This window comes from Halogeometricum limi, from assembly GCF_900115785.1.
GTDB lineage: Archaea > Halobacteriota > Halobacteria > Halobacteriales > Haloferacaceae > Halogeometricum > Halogeometricum limi.
In genome coordinates this window covers 192,549-214,905 of sequence record NZ_FOYS01000005.1, presented here as the reverse complement: position 1 = coordinate 214,905, position 22,357 = coordinate 192,549, and the positions used below count along the sequence as shown (strand labels likewise).

18 protein-coding genes and 1 pseudogene are annotated in these 22,357 nt (G+C 63.5%); 8 read left to right on the top strand and 11 right to left on the bottom strand.

Annotated features, from left to right (window positions below; genetic code table 11):
* Positions 1-36 precede the first annotated feature (36 nt).
* On the top strand, positions 37-1,764 hold the full coding sequence (locus tag BM282_RS15015; RefSeq protein WP_089882542.1) for a glycoside hydrolase family 13 protein: 1,728 nt from the start codon (positions 37-39) through the stop codon (positions 1,762-1,764).
* A 39-nt stretch (positions 1,765-1,803) separates the two neighbouring features.
* Here BM282_RS15015 and BM282_RS15010 read toward each other — a convergent pair whose 3' ends face one another.
* The 7 genes from BM282_RS15010 to BM282_RS14980 all read right to left on the bottom strand — a co-directional run bounded on the left by BM282_RS15010 (position 1,804) and on the right by BM282_RS14980 (position 10,108).
* Complete coding sequence (locus BM282_RS15010) at positions 1,804-2,799, bottom strand: ring-cleaving dioxygenase (protein WP_089882540.1); 996 nt, start codon at positions 2,797-2,799, stop codon at positions 1,804-1,806.
* Positions 2,800-2,928: 129 nt separating this feature from the next.
* Positions 2,929-3,576: a hypothetical protein gene (locus BM282_RS15005; protein ID WP_089882538.1), complete on the bottom strand. Its 648-nt coding sequence runs from the start codon at positions 3,574-3,576 to the stop codon at positions 2,929-2,931.
* 5 nt (positions 3,577-3,581) lie between these two features.
* Entirely contained in the window at positions 3,582-4,451 is an 870-nt protein-coding gene (locus tag BM282_RS15000; RefSeq protein ID WP_089882536.1) for a carbohydrate ABC transporter permease, read from the bottom strand.
* Positions 4,444-5,364 (bottom strand): carbohydrate ABC transporter permease, encoded by a 921-nt coding sequence (locus tag BM282_RS14995; RefSeq protein ID WP_089882534.1) that lies wholly within the window; start codon positions 5,362-5,364, stop codon positions 4,444-4,446. Before BM282_RS14995 ends, BM282_RS15000 begins: the two co-directional genes overlap by 8 nt.
* 10 nt (positions 5,365-5,374) lie before the next feature.
* Positions 5,375-6,754: an extracellular solute-binding protein gene (locus BM282_RS14990; RefSeq protein WP_089882532.1), complete on the bottom strand. Its 1,380-nt coding sequence runs from the start codon at positions 6,752-6,754 to the stop codon at positions 5,375-5,377.
* Between the two features lie 32 nt (positions 6,755-6,786).
* Positions 6,787-7,938, bottom strand: coding sequence for an ABC transporter ATP-binding protein (locus BM282_RS14985; RefSeq protein WP_089882805.1), 1,152 nt, complete (start codon positions 7,936-7,938; stop codon positions 6,787-6,789).
* 61 nt (positions 7,939-7,999) lie between these two features.
* Positions 8,000-10,108: a GH32 C-terminal domain-containing protein gene (locus tag BM282_RS14980; RefSeq protein ID WP_089882530.1), complete on the bottom strand. Its 2,109-nt coding sequence runs from the start codon at positions 10,106-10,108 to the stop codon at positions 8,000-8,002.
* A gap of 124 nt (positions 10,109-10,232) precedes the next feature.
* Between BM282_RS14980 and BM282_RS14975 the strand changes: the two genes are divergently transcribed.
* A complete protein-coding gene (locus tag BM282_RS14975; RefSeq protein ID WP_089882528.1) occupies positions 10,233-12,452 on the top strand; it encodes a TrmB family transcriptional regulator in 2,220 nt (739 codons plus the stop codon).
* A gap of 253 nt (positions 12,453-12,705) precedes the next feature.
* On the opposite strand, the gene BM282_RS14970 is transcribed toward BM282_RS14975, so the two are convergent.
* The gene (locus BM282_RS14970; protein WP_089882526.1) at positions 12,706-13,482 is read right to left on the bottom strand and encodes an IclR family transcriptional regulator; all 777 of its coding nucleotides are present in this window, start codon (positions 13,480-13,482) and stop codon (positions 12,706-12,708) included.
* A 459-nt stretch (positions 13,483-13,941) separates the two neighbouring features.
* Between BM282_RS14970 and BM282_RS14965 the strand changes: the two genes are divergently transcribed.
* From BM282_RS14965 to BM282_RS14955, 3 genes are all read left to right on the top strand, one after another.
* The gene (locus tag BM282_RS14965; RefSeq protein ID WP_089882524.1) at positions 13,942-15,000 is read left to right on the top strand and encodes an amidohydrolase family protein; all 1,059 of its coding nucleotides are present in this window, start codon (positions 13,942-13,944) and stop codon (positions 14,998-15,000) included.
* Positions 15,000-15,770 (top strand): iron-sulfur cluster assembly protein, encoded by a 771-nt coding sequence (locus tag BM282_RS14960; protein WP_089882522.1) that lies wholly within the window; start codon positions 15,000-15,002, stop codon positions 15,768-15,770. The genes BM282_RS14965 and BM282_RS14960 overlap by 1 nt, the downstream gene beginning before the upstream one ends.
* Before the next feature lie 98 nt (positions 15,771-15,868).
* On the top strand, positions 15,869-16,909 hold the full coding sequence (locus BM282_RS14955) for an NAD(P)-dependent alcohol dehydrogenase (protein WP_089882521.1): 1,041 nt from the start codon (positions 15,869-15,871) through the stop codon (positions 16,907-16,909).
* Between the two features lie 53 nt (positions 16,910-16,962).
* Here BM282_RS14955 and BM282_RS14950 read toward each other — a convergent pair whose 3' ends face one another.
* The gene (locus BM282_RS14950) at positions 16,963-17,292 is read right to left on the bottom strand and encodes a hypothetical protein (protein WP_089882519.1); all 330 of its coding nucleotides are present in this window, start codon (positions 17,290-17,292) and stop codon (positions 16,963-16,965) included.
* A gap of 468 nt (positions 17,293-17,760) precedes the next feature.
* Between BM282_RS14950 and BM282_RS14945 the strand changes: the two genes are divergently transcribed.
* Positions 17,761-20,097 (top strand): DUF7827 domain-containing protein, encoded by a 2,337-nt coding sequence (locus BM282_RS14945; RefSeq protein WP_089882517.1) that lies wholly within the window; start codon positions 17,761-17,763, stop codon positions 20,095-20,097.
* 324 nt (positions 20,098-20,421) lie between these two features.
* Here BM282_RS14945 and BM282_RS14940 read toward each other — a convergent pair.
* Positions 20,422-20,613 (bottom strand): annotated as a pseudogene (locus BM282_RS14940) (FAD-dependent oxidoreductase); the annotation flags it as partial.
* A 95-nt stretch (positions 20,614-20,708) separates the two neighbouring features.
* Here BM282_RS14940 and BM282_RS14935 point away from each other — a divergent pair.
* Entirely contained in the window at positions 20,709-20,972 is a 264-nt protein-coding gene (locus BM282_RS14935; protein ID WP_089882515.1) for a hypothetical protein, read from the top strand.
* A gap of 24 nt (positions 20,973-20,996) precedes the next feature.
* On the opposite strand, the gene BM282_RS14930 is transcribed toward BM282_RS14935, so the two are convergent.
* Entirely contained in the window at positions 20,997-21,467 is a 471-nt protein-coding gene (locus BM282_RS14930; RefSeq protein ID WP_089882513.1) for a nucleoside deaminase, read from the bottom strand.
* A gap of 243 nt (positions 21,468-21,710) precedes the next feature.
* Between BM282_RS14930 and BM282_RS18610 the strand changes: the two genes are divergently transcribed.
* Positions 21,711-22,334, top strand: coding sequence for a hypothetical protein (locus BM282_RS18610; RefSeq protein ID WP_089882511.1), 624 nt, complete (start codon positions 21,711-21,713; stop codon positions 22,332-22,334).
* Positions 22,335-22,357: the final 23 nt, after the last annotated feature.

Below are 22,357 nucleotides of genomic sequence, written 5' to 3'. Positions count from 1 at the left end.
ACCTCGCTCCTGCGTGTCGAACACAGACGACAGCCGATGGCCCGACGAGATTCCGATGTGACGGCGCAGTGTGCGAGTACAGCAATCGACCGCCGGTGGTGGAAGGAGGCGGTCGTCTACCAGGTCTACCCCCGGAGCTTCAACGACTCGAACGGAGACGGGATAGGCGACATCCGCGGGGTCACAGAGAAGGCGGACTACCTCGACGCGTTGGGCGTCGACGTGGTGTGGCTCTGCCCCGTCTACGACTCGCCGAACGACGACAACGGATACGACATCCGCGACTACCGCTCGATTCTGGACGAGTTCGGGACGATGGCCGACTGGGAAGCCCTCCTCTCTACCCTCCACGACAGAGATATCAGACTCATCATGGACCTCGTGGTGAATCACACCTCCGCGGAACACGAGTGGTTCCGGCGTTCGCGCCGACGCGAGGAGGGCTACGAAGATTACTACTACTGGCGCGACGGCAGTCCGGACGAACCGCCGAACAACTGGGACTCCATCTTCGGCGGCCCGGCGTGGACGTACGACGACGAGCGAGAACAGTGGTATCTCCACCTGTTCCACGAGACGCAACCCGACCTGAACTGGCGCACCCCCGCCGTGCGCGAGGACGTCAAAGAGATGGTTCGCTGGTGGTTGGAGAAGGGCATCGACGGCTTCCGCATGGACGCCATCAACTTCCTCTCGAAGACGGAGGGATTGCCCGACGGCGACCCGGAAGCGTTCCTGACCGGAGCGGAACACTACAGTCACGGCCCGCGTATCCACGAGTACCTGCAGGAACTGCACGACGACGTCCTCGCCGACTACGACGCGATGACGGCGGGCGAGATGGGACTGACCACCGTCGAACAGGCCGCGTCGTACCTCGAAGACGGCGGGGGCGGGCTCGACATGGTGTTCCAGTTCAACCACATGGACATCGACGCGGGCGAAGGCGGGTCGTGGACCGGTGAGGGGTGGGGTGAGTGGAGTCTCACCGACCTGAAGGACGTGATGACGCGGTGTCAAAAAGAGCTGGCCGAACCTCACTGGGACGCGGTGTTCCTCGGGAATCACGACAACCCGCGTATCGTCTCGCGGTTCGGTGACGACGAGGACTACCGCGAGGAGAGCGCGAAACTCATCGCGACGTTCCTCCTGACGCTCCGCGGGACGCCGTACATCTACCAAGGCGAGGAGATTGGCATGACGAACGACGTGTTCACCGGCCTCGACGAACTGGACGACCCGATGACTATCGGACACGTCGAAGACGCCCTCGCGAGCGGCGAGATAGATTCGTTCGACGACGTGGCCGACGCGGTCAACTACCGCAGTCGCGACCACGCGCGGACGCCGATGCAGTGGACCGACGGCGAGAACGCGGGATTCACCGACGGCGACCCGTGGTTCCGGACGAACGCGAACGCCGCCGACATCAACGTCGCGGCGGCGCGCGCGGGCGAGGACTCGGTCTGGCACCACTACAGACGCCTCGTCGAACTCCGTCACGATGAAGAGACGCTCGTGTATGGCGACTACGAACTCCTCCTTCCCGAGGACGAACGGGTGTACGCCTACACGCGGACGCTCGGCGACGAGACGATACTGGTCGTCCTCAACTGGTCCGCCGACGAAACGACGTTCGACGCCCAGGGAACGGTCGTAGACACCGCCGACGCGACGATGCTTCTCGGTAACTACGACGACGCACCCGAAGACCCCGCGGGTGCCGAGTTCCGGCCGTACGAAGCGGTCGTCTACCGACTCTGAGCGGAGACGGCCCTCGCAGTGCTTCGGAACCGTCTCGTCTCAGTCGTCCGCGTCGGCGTCGGCCGTCTCCGCTCGCGGAACCGTCACGTCCGTGAGTCCCGCTTCTATCTGCTCTCTCCGCGCTTCGAACTCCCCGGGGAGGACGAGTCGCTCGCCGAGTTCGTCGAGCGGTTCGTCGCTCGTGTACCCGGGGTCGCTCGTGGCGAGTTCGAAGAGGACGCCTCCGAACTCGCGGAAGTAGACGGACCGGAACCAGTGGCGGTCTATCTGTTGGGTCGGGCTCAACCCGGCCTTCCGGACGGCCGTTCGCATCGCTTCTTGGTCCTCGTCGGTCGGCGTCTTGAACGCGACGTGGTGGACCGTACCGTGACCCTGTCGCCCGCCCTCTACGGTCGGAAGCACGTCGACGTACTTACCCACGGGACCGCTGGCGGCGAACCGCGTCCGCTCGTCACCGGGCGTGTCGCCCTGCGCCTGTTCGGTGCCGACTTCTTCGAGGCCCATCGTTCGGAGGAGGTCTTGCGTCGGCGTCGGGTCCGCGAGCCACAAGGTCACAGAATGGAAGCCGCGAATCGCCGCCTCCTCGGGGACGAACTCGGTCCACGGAACCGTGGGGTCGTCCTCGGGAATCTCGACTTCGACTAACTCGACGGGGAGACCGTCGGGGTCCGAGAACGGGAGCACCGTCTCGCCGAACCGCTCGATTCGGTCGTCGTAGTCGACGCCGAACTCGTCGAAGCGGTCCTCCCAGTAGTCGAGGCTCCCCTCCGGGACGCGGAACGCCGTCCGCGACACCTGTCCGGAACCGACTTTCCCCTGCGAGAGGTTCTCCCACGGGAAGAACGTCATACTCGTTCCGGGCGTCCCCTCCGCGTCCGCGAAGAAGAAGTGGTAGGCGCTCGGGTCGTCTTGGTTGATAGAGCGCTTGACGAGGCGAAGTCCGAGCGTCTCGACCCAGAAGTCGAGATTTCGCTGTGGGTCGCCCGCGACGCAGGTCACGTGGTGGATTCCCGGCGTGGGAGTCGGATCGGTCATCGGACTCCCCTACGAACCGGAGTCACTTGAGTTCACGATGACACGAGTGTTACCACCTGTCGACGGCGTCAGTACGGTGGGTGGGGAGTTGGGACCGACCGAGAGTCGGCGTCGTCGTCCCGGCGCGACTCAGTGTGCGACGACCGACGGCGCGGCGGTGCCTCGCTCCCGTCCGTTCACCGCTTCGACGACGCTGATTTGAAGGGAGAACGCGACCCCCGCGAACGTCAGGGCGAAGGCGACGGTCAAGAGCACGGTCACCGCCAGGATGGCGACGGTGAGGAGTCCCATCGCCAGCGCGGCGGTCGGATGGCGGACGAGCCATCGGACGCCGTACCCGAACGCGTCGACGGGGTCGTCCCCGTCCGCCAGTGCGACGTACGTCGGAATCAACGCGAGCGCGACGTACAGCGCGACGTAGCCGGCGACGAGTGCGACGACTTCACCGGCGACGGAGCCCCGTTCGAGCGCGGTGAGACCGTACGCGACGGCGATAGCTCCGAAGACGACGGGAACGCCGCTGAACAGCGCGCTCGCGGCGCCGTTCCGGCGTAGTACCCGACGGACGTGGTCCGCGTCGAGACGGTTTCGGTCGCTCCGCAGGTCCCGTATCGCGACGTAGGCCCCGAGCGTCGCGGGGCCGATGGTCACGAGCGGGAGCGACGCGAGCGCCCAGAGGACGCTCACGAGCGTTAGCCGGAGCCCGTTTCGGTAGACGAATCCCGGCACGGTCGACAGCGCCCGGCGGAACGCCCGTTGGTCCGCTGTGCCGACCATCCGGCTCACCCCGTCCCCGCTTGCATCTGTACGCTGGAGATGAGCTTGTCTTGGAACAGCAGGAAGACGATGAACAGCGGGAGCGACGCGAGCGCCAGCGACGTCATGATGACGTTCGGGGCGAGCGCGTTGACGTCGCGAAGCGTCACGACGCCGATTGGAAGCGTGTACAGCGCGTCGTCGTTCAAGACGATGAGCGGCCACAGGAACTGGTTCCAGCTCCAGATGAACACGAACAGACCGAGCGCGGTCAGGATAGGGGTCGATAGCGGGAGGATGATGCGCGCGTAGATTCGGAGCGACGAGAAGCCGTCGAGTCGCGCGGCCTCCTCTAGCTCCTCCGGGATGTCGCGGAAGAACTGGACGAGCAAGAACACGCCCAGCGGTCCCGCGGCGAACGGGAGGATGATGGCCCAGTAGGAGTTCATCAGACCCAGGTCGTTGATGAGCGTGTACAGCGGGATGATGTTGACGTAGCCGGGAATCATGAAGCTCGCCATGATGACGGCCAAGATGATTCCCTGTCCGGGCCAGTCGAGTCGCGTGATGGAGAACGCGATCATCGAGTCGACCACGAGGACGATGGCGGTGGTGATGCTGGCGACGAGGAACGTGTTGAACGCCCACTGGTAGATGATGGGCTCTTGCAGCAGGTACCGCTGCCACACTGCGAACGTCAACTCCGGCGGAATCCAGTGGAACCCACCCTGCGAGAGCACGCTCATCGGAGTGACCGACAGCTGGAACATCCGCCAGTACGGGACGAAGAACACGATAGCCAGCCCGTACATCACGGCGTAGAGTCCGATACGCCGGAGAACGTCTCTGTCCGTCACGCGATTCAGCACCGACTGGGTGGAGTCTGCGTTACTCATCGTTGGTCCCCACGAGCACGTAGTTCAGCATCGACACGCCAACCAGTATCAATAAGAGCGTGTATCCGACCGCGGCGCCGAATCCGAGTTCACGCGTCTGGAATCCGAGTTCGTAGAGGTAGTACACGAGCGTCTCCGTACTCCCGACCGGTCCGCCCTTCGTCATCAGGTACGGCTGTCCGAACACTTGGAACTGGAAGATAGTCGACGCGATGACGACGAACAACAGCGCGTTCTTCATGTGCGGAAGCGTGACGTCGCGGAACATCCGCCACGGGCCCGCGCCGTCGAGTCGGGCGGCTTCGTACAGTCGCGCCGGGACGTTCTGGCGGGCTGCGAGCAGGACGGCGAAGTAGAACCCCGCCTGCCACCACACCGTCGTGACGACGATGGCGGGCATCGCCCAGAACTTCGAGTTCAACGGCGACCCCTCGAACAACCACCCGAGGTACTGCGTGCCGACCCCGCCCTGTGCGAACATCTGTGCCCAGACGATGCCCACGACGGAGACGGTCAGCACGTACGGACTGAAGTAGACGAACTGGAGGACGCGACTCCCGACCAGTTCCTTGTTCAGTCCGAGCGCGAGGACGAGGCTGATACCGACGATGAGCGGGACGGTCAGCCCCACGAACTCCAGCGTGTTCCAGAGCGCGTTCCAGAACGCCGGGTCCTCCAGTAGTCTCGTGTAGTTCTCCAAGCCGACGAACGTCGACTTCGACGGTTCGAGGAAGTTCCACTCGTGGAGGCTCATGTACAGCCCCTTCAACAGCGGGTACAGCAGGAACACGGAGAACAGCACGAGGTACGGGGCGGCGAACAGCATCCCCACGAGCAGTTCTCGCGTCGACCGGTCGAACAACCGCTCCCAGCGACTCGGCGAACGAGTGCCCGTCGTTTCGACGTTACTCATTTCGTCTCACCTACTGGTTCAGCGCCTGCGAGAGGGCATCGGCGCTGGCGGTCACGCCGGACTGGACGTCGGTGTTCTGGAGGTACATGTCGAGGAACGGCCCCCAGAACCGGTCGCTGTTGATGTGGACCGACGTCTGCGGCTGGTAGCGGACCTGCTTGTTCGTCACCATCTCGTACATCGTCTGTATCGTGCCGTACTTCTGCCAGAGGTCGGTGTTCTTCACCTCGCTCGACGTGGCGACGGACTTCGCGGCCGGGAGGTGGCCACCCGCGGAGGCCCACAGCGTGTTGTTCTGCGTGACGTACTCGGCGAACTCGACGGCCGCCTGCTTCTCCGCGTCCGTGTGGTTGGCGTTCTTCGGGAAGTACAGCGAGTTCGACTCACACCACGCGACGTCTTCGCCGTCGCCGGGGAACATGAACGGCTTCTCGAAGCTGAACGAGAGGTCTTCGGGGAGGTTCCCGTCCTCGTTCTCGAAGTTGTTGACCGACCACGTGCCCGCGATGAACATCCCGAGGTCGCCGCTGATGAAGTCTTGGACCCGCGCGGCGTCGCTCTGGAACTGCGACGTATCCCACCCGTACTCGCCCGTTATCTTGGCCATCATCTCGGCCGTCTGCATCCCGACGTCGTCGTCGTAGGCTACCTCGTAGCTCCCCGGTTCGCCGGTGACGACCTGACCGCCGGCCTGTTCGAGCGCGATGATGTACGCGCGGAACGCGGCCTGTCCCACCTTCCAGTTGATGAACGAGAACGCCCGCGACTCCGTGTCGCTCACGATGGTGTCGCAGGCGCTTGAGAACGCGTCCCAGTCGTCGAAGTTGGGGTCGACACCGGCCGACTCCAAGACGTCGTCGTTGGTGTACAGCGCCTTCCCGTGGATGTCGATGGGGAGCGCGTACGTCGACCCGTCGACCTGCAAGTTGTTCCAGGCGATATCGAAGTACTCGTTTTTCGCCCCGTCGGACAGGTAGTCATCGATGGGGTGCGTGATGGGTTCGAGGTGGCGGCCGTAGGAACCGTAGTAACTGGCGACGTGCGGCGCGTTGCCGGAGTTGACCGCCGTGAACAGTTTGTTGAGGAACTCGGGGAACGGCACGCTCTGTTTGTTCACGTGGATGCCGTTGTCCTGAGAGTTGAACTCCTCGACCAACTGGGTCATCTCCTTGTTCTCCTGCGCCCCGAAGTACATCCAGTAGTCTATCTCGACGTCGCCGCTCGACCCGCCGCCGTCGGTGCCGCTGTCGGTGCTTTGGCCGCCACCGCCGCCGGTGAGTCCGGAACATCCGGCCAGTCCCGCCGCGAGTGCTGTTCCGGTCGCGCTCAGGACGCGGCGACGGTCGACGACGCGATTCGCTCTCTCCGCTGTGTTGTCAGTCTGTGACATGGATTGTAGATTAATCACTATCGTTATTAAACTTACTCTCGAACGGACGCGGTCACCGACGACCCGTCCGTCGTCGCCGTCGCTCCTTCGTCTGCGACGAGGTTCTCGCCCGTCTCGCCGTCGAAGACGTGGAGGTGTTCGGCCGGGAGCGTGAACTCCACGGATTCGCCCCACTCGAAACGCGTGCTCCCGTCGACGCGGACCGTCCACTCGGTGTCGCCGTTCGAGAGGTACAGGTAGTTGTCGCTGCCCTCGTGTTCGAGGACGTCGAGCGTCGCCGTGACGGTTTCTTCGCCTTCGGTGTCGACGCTGACGTGTTCGGGACGGATTCCGAGGACGAGGTTTTCGGCGGTGCGGTTCGCTTCGACGGTGCTGGCCAGTCCGGACGGAATCTCGTAGTCGAAGTCCGCACCCTGCAGTACGCCGTTCTCCAGGCGGACGTCGAAGAAGTTCATCGACGGCGACCCGATGAAGTCGGCGACGAACCGGTTGACCGGTTCGGCGTACACTTCGGCCGGCGTTCCGACCTGCTGAATCGTCCCCTCAGAGAGGATGACGATTCGGTCGGACATCGTCATCGCCTCGCTCTGATCGTGGGTGACGTACACCGACGTCGTGTCCAACTCGTCCTGTATCCGCTGGAGTTCGGTCCGCATGTGGAGGCGGAGTTTCGCGTCGAGATTCGACAGCGGTTCGTCGAACAGGAACACGTCCGGTTGACGGACGATGGCCCGTCCCGTCGCGACACGCTGTTGCTGTCCGCCCGAGAGATTGTTCGGCTTCTTGTCGAGGAGGTCACCGATACCCATCATCTCCGCGGTGCTCTCGACGCGACGCCGTATCTCGTCGGACCCGAGGTCGGTCGTCAACTTGAGCCCGTATGACATGTTCTGCCGGACGCTCATGTGCGGATACAGCGCGTAGTTCTGGAACACCATCGCGACCCCGCGGTTCTGCGGGGCGATGTCGTTCACGACCGTCTCGCCGATTCGTATCTCCCCGTCCGTGATGTCTTCGAGACCCGCTATCATCCGGAGGAGCGTCGACTTACCCGACCCTGAGGGTCCGACGATGGTGAGAAACTCACCGTCTGCGACATCGAGACTCACGTCGTCGACGGCGCGTATCGTCCCGGCGTCGGAGTCGTACTCCTTTCGTACATTGTCTATCGTGATACCACTCATCATCACAACCACTCTCACACAGGTATTTTAGCTTTTCCCAACGAAAGTGGTGAATCCTGATTCAGCTATCGAGGTGCCAGATATCGAGCGTCTCGAAGGACACGTCGGTGTCGGTGGCGTACACCGAGACGCCCGTGCTGTCCGCTCGAGTGGGGTAGATTCGCGTCGCGAGCGCCTGGGCGTCGTTCGCGAACACCTCCAACACCGAGCGGTCGAGATACAGGTGAAGCGAGAGCGTGCCGTCCTCGTCGAGCGTTATCGGCATCGACTGTGCGCCGTCGTTCACGGCGTCGCTCTTCGAGGACTGCGACCGGTCGACGACGACGCTCCGCCGCCGGACGTTGCACCGAACGACCGTTCGTTCTTCGCCGTCGGGCGTCTCGCGGAGGACGACACCGAACTCGCCGGTGTTCGCGGCGTCGACCGTCAGTTTCACTTCCAACGCGTCTCCCTCGACGTCCGAGAGCGTCGTCGAGTCGCCGGGCGAGACCGAAAGCCCCGCGAACGAGTGGTGGTCCGTCCGGAGCGTCTGCAGTTCGTCTGGGAGCGCGTACTGCAGCGTCCCGTCTTCGGTGAGCGAGACGACCCGCGGAAGCGACATCGCACCGGACCACCCGGCGTCCCACTGACTCGCCCCGTCTCGGTCCTCTTTGAGCCACCCGAACATCAGCGTCCGACCGTCGTCGTCGACGAACGACTGCGGCGCGTAGAAGACGCCGTGGTCGAGGAGTCCCTCCGTCTCCGGTTCGAACCGGTGAGTCGACTCGTCGTACTCACCGGCGAAGTAGGCGACCTTCGAGTAGTCGGAGACGTGGAGTATCGCGCCGTCCTCGAAGCGAAGCAGTTCGGGACACTCCCACATCGGACCGGTCGCTCGCCAGTCGCCGGTGAGAAGCGGGTGGCGGTACTCCCACTCCAGGAGGTCCTCCGACTCGAAGAGCAGGGCCGCCCCACCCTCGCCGTCGATACCGGACCCGATTATCTGGTACCACGTCCCGTCTTCTCGCCAGACGCAGTGGTCTCTGAACTCCCGGTCCCAATCGGCGGTCTGCAGGATACCGACGTCGTCCGGGATACTCTGTACGAGGGGGTTCTCGGGCGCCTTCGTCCACTCTCGGAGCGAGTCGTCGTCCGCCCGCGCGAGACACGGCAACTGGTCTTTGCCCGCCCCGCCGGTGTACATGACCGTCGGCGTCCCGTCGTCGTCGACGAAACACCCCGACCAGACGCCCGTCTCGTCGGGGCCTTCCTGGTCGGGAAAGAGCGCGATGGGTTCGTCCGTCCACGACACTAGGTCGTCCGAGACGGCGTGTCCCCAGTGGATGGTATCGTGGAACGGCCCGGCCGGGTTGTACTGGTAGAACAAGTGGTACCGGCCGTCCCACTGGACGAGTCCGTTCGGGTCGTTCAGCCAGTTCGCCGGCGGCGTGAAGTGGTACGCGGGTCGGTGGTTCGGGTCAGCGACCGTCTCGCGAAGTTCCTCGAACTCCGCGCGGCCTTTCGGACGCCCCGCGACGGCGGGAGTCTCTCCCTCGCCCGCGGCGTACGAGGCGCAGTTGTTCGCGAGTCGTTTCTGAACGTCCGTCTCCAAGGCGGCGAGTCCACTTCCGACTCCGACGACACGACCGTCGCCGACTGACCATGAGCAGACCGATGCTTCGCTCGGCCGGTCGCGGCCGTCGACGCGGCGAGACGCGAGTGCGTCCGCGTCGCGGGGATGGACGGAGTCGTAGAGAACCGAGACAGCGTCGTCGGTCGGTGCTCCCTCCGGTCGGAGCGCGTCGATACCGTCGAATATCGGGTGGTCTTCGTACTGCCGACGGACGAGAAACCCCGTCGTCTCCGCCGTCGGCGTCTCGACCACGTCCGGACGGCACGCTTCGATGCCCAGTTCGGCCGCCGCCTCGACCGCGCCGTGCGTCAGCAACAACCCACCTCCGTCCTCGACGAACGCTCGGAGCGACGCACGCGCGTCGTCGAGGTCGGTTCTGGCGGTACCGTCCAACGCGGCCGTTCGGTGCCACCAGACGACGTCGTAGTCTCTGAGGGTCTCCGCGTCTACGTCGGAGAGAGCCAGTTCGTCGCTGTCGGAGTCGCGGTCTCTCTCGGTGCTACTCACGTGCGCGACGTGATGCGGCGTCTCCACCGCGAGACCACCGCAGGAAATCATATTCACAACTATCGTGAGGAAAGTCTACAAACTTATGTGTGTCGGTCGTGTCTACTGTACACATGGCGCGCGCTTTCGGTCCCGTTCAGCAAGTTGCTTATTCTAGGGCGACGAGGTGCGAACAATGACCGCAGAGGACGACGCGAAACTCGCGCTTCTCCGCGAGACTCTCCAAGACAACGTCGACTTCACGACGTACGAAACCGAGGTCTACCTCGCACTCGTCCGAGGGGGAGCCCAGACGATGACGGACATCGCAGAGACGAGTGAGGTCCCCAAACAGCGAGTGTACGACATCGTCGACAGACTCCGTGAACGGGGGTTCGCCGAGGTCATCGACGACTACCCGCAGAAAGCCTACGCGGTCGACCCCGCGGAGGCGTTCTCGTCGATTCGAACTCAGCTTTCACAGGCGGAAGAGTATCTGGAGGAACTGCACGATACCGTCGAAACCGTCGAGAGCGGCGTTGCCCTGTTCAAAAGCGAGAGCACGGTCAAACGCTACATCAGCAACCTCTTGCAGACGGCCGAGCGAGACATCCTGCTTCTCACGCCGGTCGAGCGACTCGGCGTAGTCGTCGACGAACTCGAACGCTGTACCGACCAACAGATACGCGTCGTCGTCTCGAACGTCTCGCCCGAGAGCGACGAGTTCGAGGACGGACTCTCGTCGCTCCCTGACGCCGTCGACGAGGTGCGGTTCGTCTCCACCCGAGAGGACTTCGCGCTCACGACCGACCGCCGCCGGGGACTGTACTGGGTTCAGGAGGGGCACGAACACGCCGACGACGACGGGCAAGGATACTACGTGACCAACCCCAGCCTCGCGCTGGTTCTGGACCGGTTCCTCTCGGAGTCCATCTGGCCGCTGGCGAAACCGCTCGCCGGAGAGACCGAACGCCCGGCGCTCCCGAAAGAGTACATCCGCATCCGAGACTGCTTGGCCGACGTGTCGAGGCTGACCGACGCCCATCCCGTGGACGCCTTCGAGGTGTGGTTCGAGGGGTACGACACGGAGACGGGCGAGAAAGTGACGAAACAGGGAACGCTGACGAGTTACTACTACACCGAGTACGACATCCGAGCCTCGCTTACCGTCGACGTCCAGACGGCCACCGAGAGCATCGACTCGCCCGCGGTGACCGTCGGCGACGCCGGGACGAGAAACGTCGACTACGCCGCGACCAGAATCGAACTCCGACAGAACGGAACGACGCACACGACCCGACTGGACGACGAGACCCGACGGTACCTCGACGCGTGTCGGACCGAGTTGCCCGACCGGTTCGGAGACGGCTCCGTGGTCCTCTGCTTCGACGCGTTCGTCGACCGGATGCGGGAGTTCATCCACCGCGAGGAAGGGGGCGACTACGAACAGATTCGGAAGTTCGACTCGTTCCGCGAGTCGCTCGTGCGGTACGAGGCGAGCGACGCACCGCCGCGCGTGGAGTGGCGCCAGACCCGGACGGAACCCGGCGGACTCGTCGCCCACGCCGGCGGCGTCTTCGACGAACTCGGATACGACGTCACCCTCGTCGGTCGCATGGGCGACCCGGTTCGTCCCGAGTTCACGGAGCGCTTCGCCGACCAGACGATGGTGACGCTCGGAGAGACGTCCAGTACGGACTACGTCTGGTTCGAGGACCGCAAGTTCCTCCTCACCGAACCGAACTTCGAACCGCTCGATTGGGACCGTATCGCCGACCGAGTCGGGACCGAGGCGTTCGCAGACCACGTCGACGGCACCGCGGTCATGACTATCGGGTCGTGGTACTCGACACCCGAACTGGTCGAGATTATCGACGCGCTCAGGACGAACGTGTGGCCCGCGCTCTCGTCGCCGCCCCGTCACGTCCACTTCGTTCCCGGCGAAGTCACGCAACTGTCCCCGGCAGAACTCGAAGCCGGCTGCGAGTCGGTGGCCGCCCTCGACGACGCCGTCCCGGTGACGCTCACGGCCAACCGCAGCCAGACGCGCCGATTCCGAGACGTCTTGCTCGACGAGGACGGAACCGAGACGACACCGACTGTCGAACGCATCCGCGACCGGTTCGGCGTGTCCCGATACGTGATGCACTCACAGCGCGGTGCGACGATGGCGACGAGAGACGAGGTACTCTCTGCGAGGGCGCCTCAGGTCGTGAACCCGCATCAGTTTCGGAACGTCGACGAACACTTCCTCAGCGGGATGTCGCTCGCACTCGCGGAGGGGCTCACGTCCGGACCGGCCCTCGTCCTCGCGAACGCCGTCGCGAGCTTCTTCATGCAACACGAACGACCGCCCACCTCCGAAGAGATACGGTCGTTCGTCGCCGAGTACAGTACGTACTTCACCGAGTCGTAGCCGACGCCTCGGTCACACGTCGTCCCGTCTCGCCGCTTCTCTCGCGGGAATCGTCTCGGGACGGTACCGCGTTCGGAGTCACTAACCGGATTTCGACCCGTCGAACGCTCTAGTACCACTCGATTCGACTTGAGAGCCGCAGACACGAACTATCGATAGCTCGACACGCTATCTGGCAACTGAATACGAATTTTATATGTGTATATTTGTGGAAAATAGATACAGAATCGAAGATACGCATCTAGAACCGAGGTCAGTACTCCTGCAACTCGAGTTCGACGAGGTTCGCCGCGTCGGAGACGACGTGCGGAAGTTCCTCGTTGAAGTAGTCGTCCCGTGCCCGACTCGCCGGGACAGCGACGCTGAGCGCCGCTTCGACGGGGTCAGAGCCGGACGCGTGTGTACTTCGAATCGGGGCCGCGACGCAACAGAGACCGTCGAGTTGTTCTTCTCTGTCGAACGCGACGCCTTCGTCCCGCGCCGTCTCCAGTTCCGCGTCCAACGCGGTGCGGTCGGTTATCGTCTGCGCCGTCGTCGCCGGAAGGCCGTGTCGCTCGACGATTTCGTCGACGCGTTCGGTCGAGAGATTGGCGAGGACGGCTTTCCCGAGGGCGTTGTCGTGGAGGCGCTTTCGGTTTCCGGTCGTATCGAAGTTGACAGCACCCTCGCCTCGGTTGTCGTAGACGTAGTAACCGTAGCCGTGTTCCTCGACCATGAGGATGCAGAGTTCACCCGTCTCTCTCGCGACGCGGTCGACTTTGGGTTTGCCGACCTGGTAGACGCCCATCCGCGAGACCAACTCGTGTCCCATCGTCAGAAAGTTCAGGCTGACTCGGTAGCCGCCGTCCGTTCTGACGACGAATTCGGCGTCTTCCAGCGTCTTCAGGTGGTAGTGGGTCGTGCTCTTCGCCGCATCGAGGCGGTCGGCTACCTCCGTCACCGTCGCGTGACCCGCCTCTCCGAGGAAGGTGAGAATATCGAGTGTCCGCTCCGACGCCCCGATTCGTTTTCCGTCTGTCGCCTTCGTCATTAACCTCATTTCGGACCGGTCCCTAATGAACGTTCACCATGGTAGAACGTAGCGTGAGGTGTGGTTGCACGTCACAGCCTGCCGTTTACGGAGTATCGTTACGCGCATAGAGCTGTAACAGTTGGCGGACGTCAGTTCGATAGTGTCGAACACACTTTCGGCCGGACGACACCGTCCGAAGCGATGAGAGACGAGTGGAAAACGGAGACGCGAGTCGAGCGTTCGCAGTTCGCGGTTCCCCCCGGGAATAGCTTCGCGGGCGGTATCGTGCATCGGATTCGACGCTGTCGAACGAGTGGTCGGGACCCGGTCCGTCGAATCCGCGTACCGTCCTCTCTGAATCTGCGCGCCGCCGACACGTCCCGCGTACGGCCCCACAGGTCGTGGACGAACTCCGCGGCGTCTCTCCCCAGTCCATCCAAAACAATTATTACAGACTGTTCCTGTGTAACAGACGAGATGTATCAGCAAGACGGCGAGGACATCTTCGTCATCGACGGTCACGTCCACCTGTGGGACGCCCGCGAGGAGAACATCACACACGAGGGCGGCGAACAGTTCATCCAGTGTTTCTACGACTACCACACCGGCTTCACGCCCGAAGAGCGAGAGTGGGACCTGGACGAGTATCGACACTACGGGAAAGACCGGATGGCCGAGGACCTCTTCGGCAACGCCGCGGCCGACATGGCCATCTTTCAACCGACCTACCTCACCGACTTCTACGACGAGGGGTTCAACACGATAGAGCAGAACGCGGAGTTGGCCGAAGAGTATCCCGAGCGGTTCGTCCTCAACGGAACGTTCGACCCCAGGGACGGCGAGGAGGGACTGCGGTACCTCGAAGAGCAGAAAGAGAAGTACGACATCGAGGGGGTGAAAGTCTACACGGCCGAGTGGCGCGGCGAGTCGAAGGGATGGCGTCTCGACAGCGACGAGTCGTTCGAGTTCTTAGAGAAGTGCGCGGAACTGGGCATCGACAAGGTGCACGCTCACAAGGGTCCGACCATCCGTCCACTCAACCGCGACGCGTTCGACGTGGCCGACGTGGACGACGCGGCCAGTTCGTTCCCCGACATCGACTTCGTGGTCGAACACGTGGGACTCCCCCGTCTCGACGACTTCTGTTGGATCGCCGCGCAGGAACCGAACGTCTACGGCGGCCTCGCCGTCGCGGCGCCGATGGCGCAGAACCGTCCGCGGAAGTTCGGCGAGATAATGGGCGAACTGCTCTACTGGTTGGGCGAAGACCGCATCATCTTCGGCTCTGACTACGCCCTCTGGAACCCCGACTGGTTGGTCGAAACGGTGATGAACGCCGAACTCACCGACGCGCAGAAGGACGAGTACGGCATCGAACTCACGACCGACGTGATGAAGAAGATCATGGGCGAGAACGTCGCCGAACTGTACGACATCGACATCGAGGCGAAGAAAGAACAGTTCCGGTCCGACTCCGTCACCGAGGAGTTCGGCCTCGGCGACCACTACGGTACCCAAGACGCCACCGCAGACTGATGTCGAGTAGAACACACGAAGACGCCGAGGCGTCTGTTCGCGAGGTGCGCGAGCGATTGGACCGCGTCACCGACCCGGAACTCGACGAATCCATCGTCGAACTCGGCTACGTCGACGACGTTCTCGTCCGCGGGTCGTCGGTGGACGTGACGTTCACGCTCCCGACGGCGTGGTGTTCGCCGGCGTTCGCGTGGATGATGGCCACCGACGCGCGCGACGAAGTCGAATCGCTCGTCACCGTCGAGACGGCGACCATCACCCTCCGCGAACACATGCACGAGGCGGAGATAACCGAGGGTGTGAACGCCCGCGAACCGTTCGAGTCGGTGTTCCCCGACGCGGACGGCGGCGTGGAGAGCATCCGCGCGTCACTGGACGAGAAGGCCCGCGTCGGACGGCAGTTCGACGCGATGAACGAACTCCTCGACGCCGGACTCACCGGAGCGCAGATCTCGAAACTGACCCGGCGAGACCTGTCGCTCGAAGACGGAGGCGTCGTCTTCGTTCGCGACGGTAACGTGGGCGTCACGTTCGACCCGGAACCCCTGGCGGACTATCTGGAGAAAGCCGAGGCGACCGGTCTGGTCGACGCCGACACCGACCACGTCTTCCGAACGCCCGAAGGAGATCCGATAGCCCCCGAACAGTTCGACCTCGTCCACAAACGTTCTCGACTCGCCAACGTCAACATGACCGGTCAGGGGAACATCTGTGACGCCCTCAACGAGGCGCGCTTCGCCGAGGGTCGACCGCCACTGAGCGAGACGTGACTCCGCACTGGAACCACCGCTTTCGGACGAGAAAACCGCGAACGGAGTAGTCCGACCCGCATATTTATAACGATAGATTTGAATTAATTTACTGTAGTATGCTAGCAGCACGCTTGCACGAGTACACGGAAGACATGAGCGAGGCGCTCTCGATAGACAACGTAGAGAGGCCCGAAGTCGACGCCTCGAACGGCGTCGTCGTCGAAGTCGAGGGGGCGGGGTGGTGCCAGACCGACAACCACATCATCGAGGGAATGTGGACCGACTACGTCGAGCAGACGCTCCCGATGACACTCGGCCACGAGAACGCGGGGACCGTCGTCGAAGTCGGCGAAGAAGTCTCGACCGTCGACGTCGGTGACCGCGTCATCTGCCATCCGGTGATGACCTGCGGGACGTGCCGGTCCTGTCGTCTCGGGAACGACATGTACTGTGACGACGTGTCGTTCCCCGGTCTCACCACGGACGGCGGATTCGCCGAGTATCTGAAGACGAACGAACGCGCCGTCATCGAACTGCCCGGCGAAGTTGACCCGGCCGACATCGCTCCGCACGCCGACGCCGGTATCACCGCTTACCACGCCGTCAAGAAGGCGGTCGACGAACTCAACCCCGGCGACACCGCCGTCGTTATCGGCGTCGGCGGCCTCGGTCACATCGGACTACAGTGTCTCGACGCGATGAGTGCGGCGGATATCGTCGCCCTAGACGTGAAAGAGGCGGCCCGCGAACTCGCCTCGGAACTCGGTGCGGCGCACGCTATCGACCCCGCGTCGGAGGACGCGGCGGCGGAGATAGAGTCGCTCACGGGCGGAACGGGTGCCCAGCAGATACTCGACTTCGTCGGTGCCGACCAGACGACGGGACTCGGTCCCGACATCGCCGCGGCGGGCGCGGACCACCACGTCGTCGGCTACGGCGGCCACGTCCACGAACCGTCGCAGACGCTCGTCGACGGCGAGTTCGCCTACCGCGGGACCCTGGTGGGCCGGTACACGGAGTTGCAGGAACTCGTCGCGCTGGTCGACCGCGGCGACGTGGAACTCCGAACGAGTCGCTACGACCTCGAAGACATCAACACCGTGGCCGAACGACTCGAACACGGCGAGATAGAGGGCCGAGCGGTCATCGTTCCCTGAAGATGCCGCTCGCGCGGTCCGACGCTTCTTTCGAGGACGACGCGGGGATGCGGCTATCGCTCGATTTTCGGCCCCGGTTTCCAGGTGTTGCCTTCGAGGACGACCAAGTCGTACCGCTTGAGCACCTGCAGTAGTCCGACGACCGCCTCCGCGTCGTACTCGACTGTCATCTCCTCCGGAAGTCGTTCCGCGACGGAACTTCGCGTCCCCTCGCCCATCCGGTCGAGGGTGTCCAAGAGAAGTTCGACGTCGTGGAGGAAGTCCGCCGCGGGACTCCCCCCTTCGTCGTCGCTCGCGAGTTTCGAGAGCACCTCGTCGTACGGACCCGAGAGCTCCATCGTCACCGAAACGCTGTCTTTCGTTTCGCCGGTTTCGTCTGTCATTAGTGACTACTTTTCGTCGCACACCCGTAAGTATATCTATTGTCGACCGAAACGCAGACATAGAGGGACTTTTCGCTTCTACAACACGCGGTGATGGATGTATACGTCCGTATCGACCGCCTAAACCGGACGAGTCGTACGACGCCTCGAAGAGCCTGCGTCGTGGGCTATAGCAACAGACTCGGGACAGATATCTGCGGTCGTGTTGCAATACAACGCGCGTGCGAGTCACGCGAAAAACACTGTTACGAAGGGTGAATCGACGAGCGGGGAGTTGATATGTATCACGAGAACAATTAAAATTCTATCACTTATCAGCTCCGTACACAAAGCATTTATACGAACAGTCAAGCTTAGCAACCGTACCCCTGCCCAAGGTTCGCAACGTGAGTAGCCCACGTCCACACAGGAAACCAAACTGTGGACTCTCACCGGCCAAAGCTTGTGTTCCCACAATCCACACAAACAATGACACAAACGTCGCAATTCCGCGCAGTCTTCCTCGCGGCGCTGATGGTCCTGTCCGTTTTCGCAGGTTCCGTCGCGTTCACGGGTTCGGCTGCCGCCGACGACCACACCTTCATGTACGAAGGTGGAGCTGTCCACTACGTCGATACGAGTGGCAACTCCGTTATCGAAGTACCGTTCAACACCGAAGTGAACTCCAGCAGCCAGACGGTTGCTAACTTCACCCTGATGGACGATGGCGAGAACGTCTCTGACGAGATCACTGGCTTCTCGACCACCGACGGCACGCTCGTCATCCAGACGACCGACGTCATCAAGTCCAACGACCTCACGCTCGACATCTCGAGCGACGTCCAGAACTCCACGGGCGCGAACATCTCGAACGCGGGCGAGAAGTCCGTCGCGTTCGCACCCGTGACGGTCGAAGCTGGTGACGACCTCGACGCCTACCAGGGCAGCAAGGTCGCCATCGTCACCGAGAACACCTCGACGGACGTCGAGATCGAAGGCGACGCTGACGACAACTCGTTCTTCCGCTCCGGTTCCACGGGCGCGAACAGTACGGTCTACGTCTTCGACACGGCAAGCCGTGACCTCGGTCAGTACAACGTCGTCCTCGACAACAACCAGAGCCGCAACGCGTCCATCACGGTTCGCGACCTCGGCCTCTCCGTTGACGTCGACGACACGACCATCGACACCGACTCGGACGTCGAAGGGACGGTCACTGCGAACGCAGGCGACCGCACGGTCAACGTGAAACTCCTCGACTCCGACGGTGACGAAGTCGAGAACGAGACCGTCGAACTCAGCGGCCAGGCAGAGGCTGACTTCAGCTTCAGCGTCTCGGACGCGGGTAACTACACGGTCGAAGCAACTGACCTGGACTCCGGCGTCGCCGCCGAGTCCTCGTCTGTCGTCGTCTCGAAGGCTGGCGAGGGTAAAGCCAGCTTCCCGAACGACGGCAAAGTCATCAGCGAACAGCGCGGTGACATCGCGAACATCACGGTCAACCTCGAGAACGCAGACGAGGCAACGCTGATGATCGGTTCCGAGGATTCCGGTTTCGTCAGCAACGTGACGGTCGAAGACGGCTCCGGTGACGGGCAGGTCTCGGTCCTGTTCAACACCTACGCCGCAACCGGTGTCAGCGGCAACGCTGACTCGCTCTACGAAGTCGCTGACGACGACGACAGCGTTGAGTCCAGCGACGTCTCCGAGGACGTCTCGACGCTCCTCGACGCAGGCGAATACGACCTCGAAGTGCGCGTCGCAAGCGGTGACGACACGCAGGACGTCGGCACGCTCGTCCTCGAAGAGCGCGAAACCACGAGCCTCAACAGCTGGACGGCAGCAGACGGCTCCGAAATCGAAGACTCGGACGACGTCTACGCGGCGATCAACAACAGCAACATCACGCAGGACGACGAAGTCGCCTTTGGCGACCTCTCCGTCCACCAGCTCGAAGCGTCCGGCCTCGCCGGTGCGCTCGAAGCGACTGACGACGACACGACTGCGGCGTTCTTCGCGCTGAACGGCAGCGCGTACTCGCTGACGGTCGAGCAGACGGAAGCCGGTGCAAACCGCGAACCGTTCATGCTCGCCCTCGGTGAGGACAACACGACGGTCATCGCAGACGCTGAGAACGACACCTACTTCATCGTCTTCGACACGGACGAGGTCAACACCTCGGACCGTGACCTCGAAGCCGGTGACGGCCTCACGGCCAACTTCACGGTCGCGAAGGACGAGGGTAACCTCACAGACGAAGAGCAGTCCGTCGAGAACTCCTTCGAACTCGTCGAAGCCGAGCACACGCTCGACGACGTGACGGTCGCCGCCTCCTCGAACCAGTCGATAGCGGGCGAGACGACGGTCGCACCCGGCACCGAAATCAACCTCCGCGTTCGCTCGGACGGCGACACGCAGCCGAGCTTCCTGAAGACGGCGACCGCGTACGTCACCGAGAACGGGACGTACGAGGCGATGTTCGACTTCAGCGAGCAGTCGGCGAACGACACGTTCACCGTGACGGTCCGTGGTGGCGTCGCTGACTCCATCACCGCAGACGGTACGGTCTCCGCTGCGGACAACGACAGCGAGACCAGCACGGAAGTGAGCGAGACGGTCACGGCTACGGAAGCGCCGACCGACACCGAAATGGCTACGGAAGAGCCGACCGACACCGAAATGGCTACGGAAGAGCCTGAGGAGACGGCAACGGCGACGGAAGCGCCCGCCGAGACCGAGACTGAGACGAGTACGCCCGGCTTCGGTGCAGTCGTCGCTGTGACGGCGCTCCTGGCCGCCGCGCTCCTCGCAGTCCGCCGCGACTAACGCTACGTCTGAACCACCGGCTCACGCCGGCTCTCTCACATCACTTTCTTGCGGCGAACTTCGACCGATAGTCGGAAATCTGGCTCTACTGTAGTGGTTAAAAACCGATATTTTGTCAGGACACTCTCGTAAAGAAAACGTCTAATCGAGCGTTTCAAAAGAGCCTGCGCCCGCTATATTCCCGACGGTGCGACGTTCTGACCTGCCGGAACGCCCCCTGCACGACTTCCGAGAGTGCGGGGTGAACGCGAACGGTTTCGGCGATTGTCTCGGCGTCGGCACCCGCGGCGACGGCCGTACTCACCTCGTTGACCCGCATCGACTCGGCGTTCCGTACCGTCTCGACGACGCTCGCCCGGTGGATGAGCCTCTTCGAGGGTTACAGCCGCGGTTGAGGCAGGTGCCACCGAGTCGGTCTCGTTCGACGAGTGCGACGTCCATCCCGTCGTCCGCGGCGGCCGACGCGACGATGTTGCCCGTGCCGCCGCCGAGGACGACGAGGTCGAATTCGGTCATGTCTCTCGAATTCGAACACGAGACGCAAAATCCCACTCGCCGAACGACCCCCGGACCGCCACAGCGTAGAAGGGCCGTCCCGACGAACGACGAGTATGGCAGACACCATCCGCTGTTGGTTCGTCGAACGCGGCTACAACGACCGCGACCTCATCATCCTCACGTACGCGACGCCCGAAGGCGACCGTATCTTCACGAAGGAACTCGCCGCGCAGGTCATCGACTCGAAGACGGTCACCGCCGCCGAGGACGTCGACCCCGACAACTTAGAGACCGTCGACGACGTCGAGACGCGCGAACGCTACGCACAGGAGGCGAAGCGCGTCGCGAGCGAACACGACCCCGACGACGAACTCTGAGGTGACGGACCGTCCGCAACTAACTCACGCGTCGCGGAACTCGCGGTGGACGTCCAGTCCCTCGGACTCCAGAACGCCGCCGACCACCTCGATGTCCCGGCCGCGACGCTCGAACACCTCCCCGCAGGGGACGCCCTCGTTCCCGCCGAACTCCGCCGCGGCCCGCTCGCCGGAGACGCTGTAGACGACGGCACCGAGGTTCGAGATGGTGATTCCTCCGGAACACATCGGGCAGGGTTCGGTGCTCGTGTACATCACCGCGCGGTCGCGTTCCTCGGCGGTGAGTTCGCGCGCCGCGCGGCGTGCGAGGGTGAGTTCAGGATGGAGAGCGATGTCGTCGTCCGTCCATTCGCGGTTCGTCTCCTCCATCACCACGTCGCCGTCGACGACGAGGAGCGACCCGTACGGCCCGTCGCCTCGCTCCCCCGCCTCTCGGGCGAGCGCTATCGCGCGTTCGACGTGCGCTTCGTGGTCGAGTCCCGCTAAGTCGGGCATCGGGCGACTGTTCGGCCGCCGCGTGCAGGAGTGTTGCGGTCGCCGACGTCGGCGGTTCCCCGCTCTCACTCCGGCGAACGTCTCCGTCCGACTGCATCTTCGGCAGACGAGTCGTATGCACAGTTGATTTTCGTGCGTGACGTAGTGGACTCATGAGCGCGGAAGCCGAGCGAGCGCAGAGAGAGTCGGTGAACGGCGCGCGGAGACGGACGCTCCGCCTCCTCGGAGTCGCGGGCGTTCCGTTTGCGCTCCCCGTCTGGGCGGGAACGGCCGGCGCGAGTACTGAGCGACCTCGGTAGAGCGGTCAGCGACCTCTGGCGCGAACTGCGCGACGCCCTCCGTGCGGTCGAGCGAATCGTCGAACGGACCTCGTTCGACTTAGACGACGTCGAGGACGCGGACGAGTTCATCGAACGCGCCGAGGACCATCTCGACGAGGCGGCCGACTTCGTCTCGGACCTCGAACGGGCGCGGCGTCGAGGCCGAATCGAGAACGTCGACGACGACAGAGACGCCGCCATCGAAGAGTTGCTTCGCGCGCGGAGACTGCTCGAACGCGCAGTCGAGACGCTCGGGTCGAGCGTCGAAGGGAGCGTCGACGTGGAGACTGCCGAAGCGCGACTCGAAGACGCCGACGAGGCGAGCGACGCCGTCGACGACGCGGTGTCCGTGGCCCGCCGCGCGGACTTGGACGACGACGAAGACGACGCCGTCGACGACGTGGACCGCGCGAACGACGACGCGGCACGGCTGATTCGGCTGGCCGAACGTGACCTCGGACGCGACGAACCGGCCGACGCCGAGGACCACCTCCGCGACGCTCTCGAAGCGGCCGAAGTTGCGCGCGACGCACTCCGGAGCGTCTGAACGGGGCGGCGAGCAGATACCGA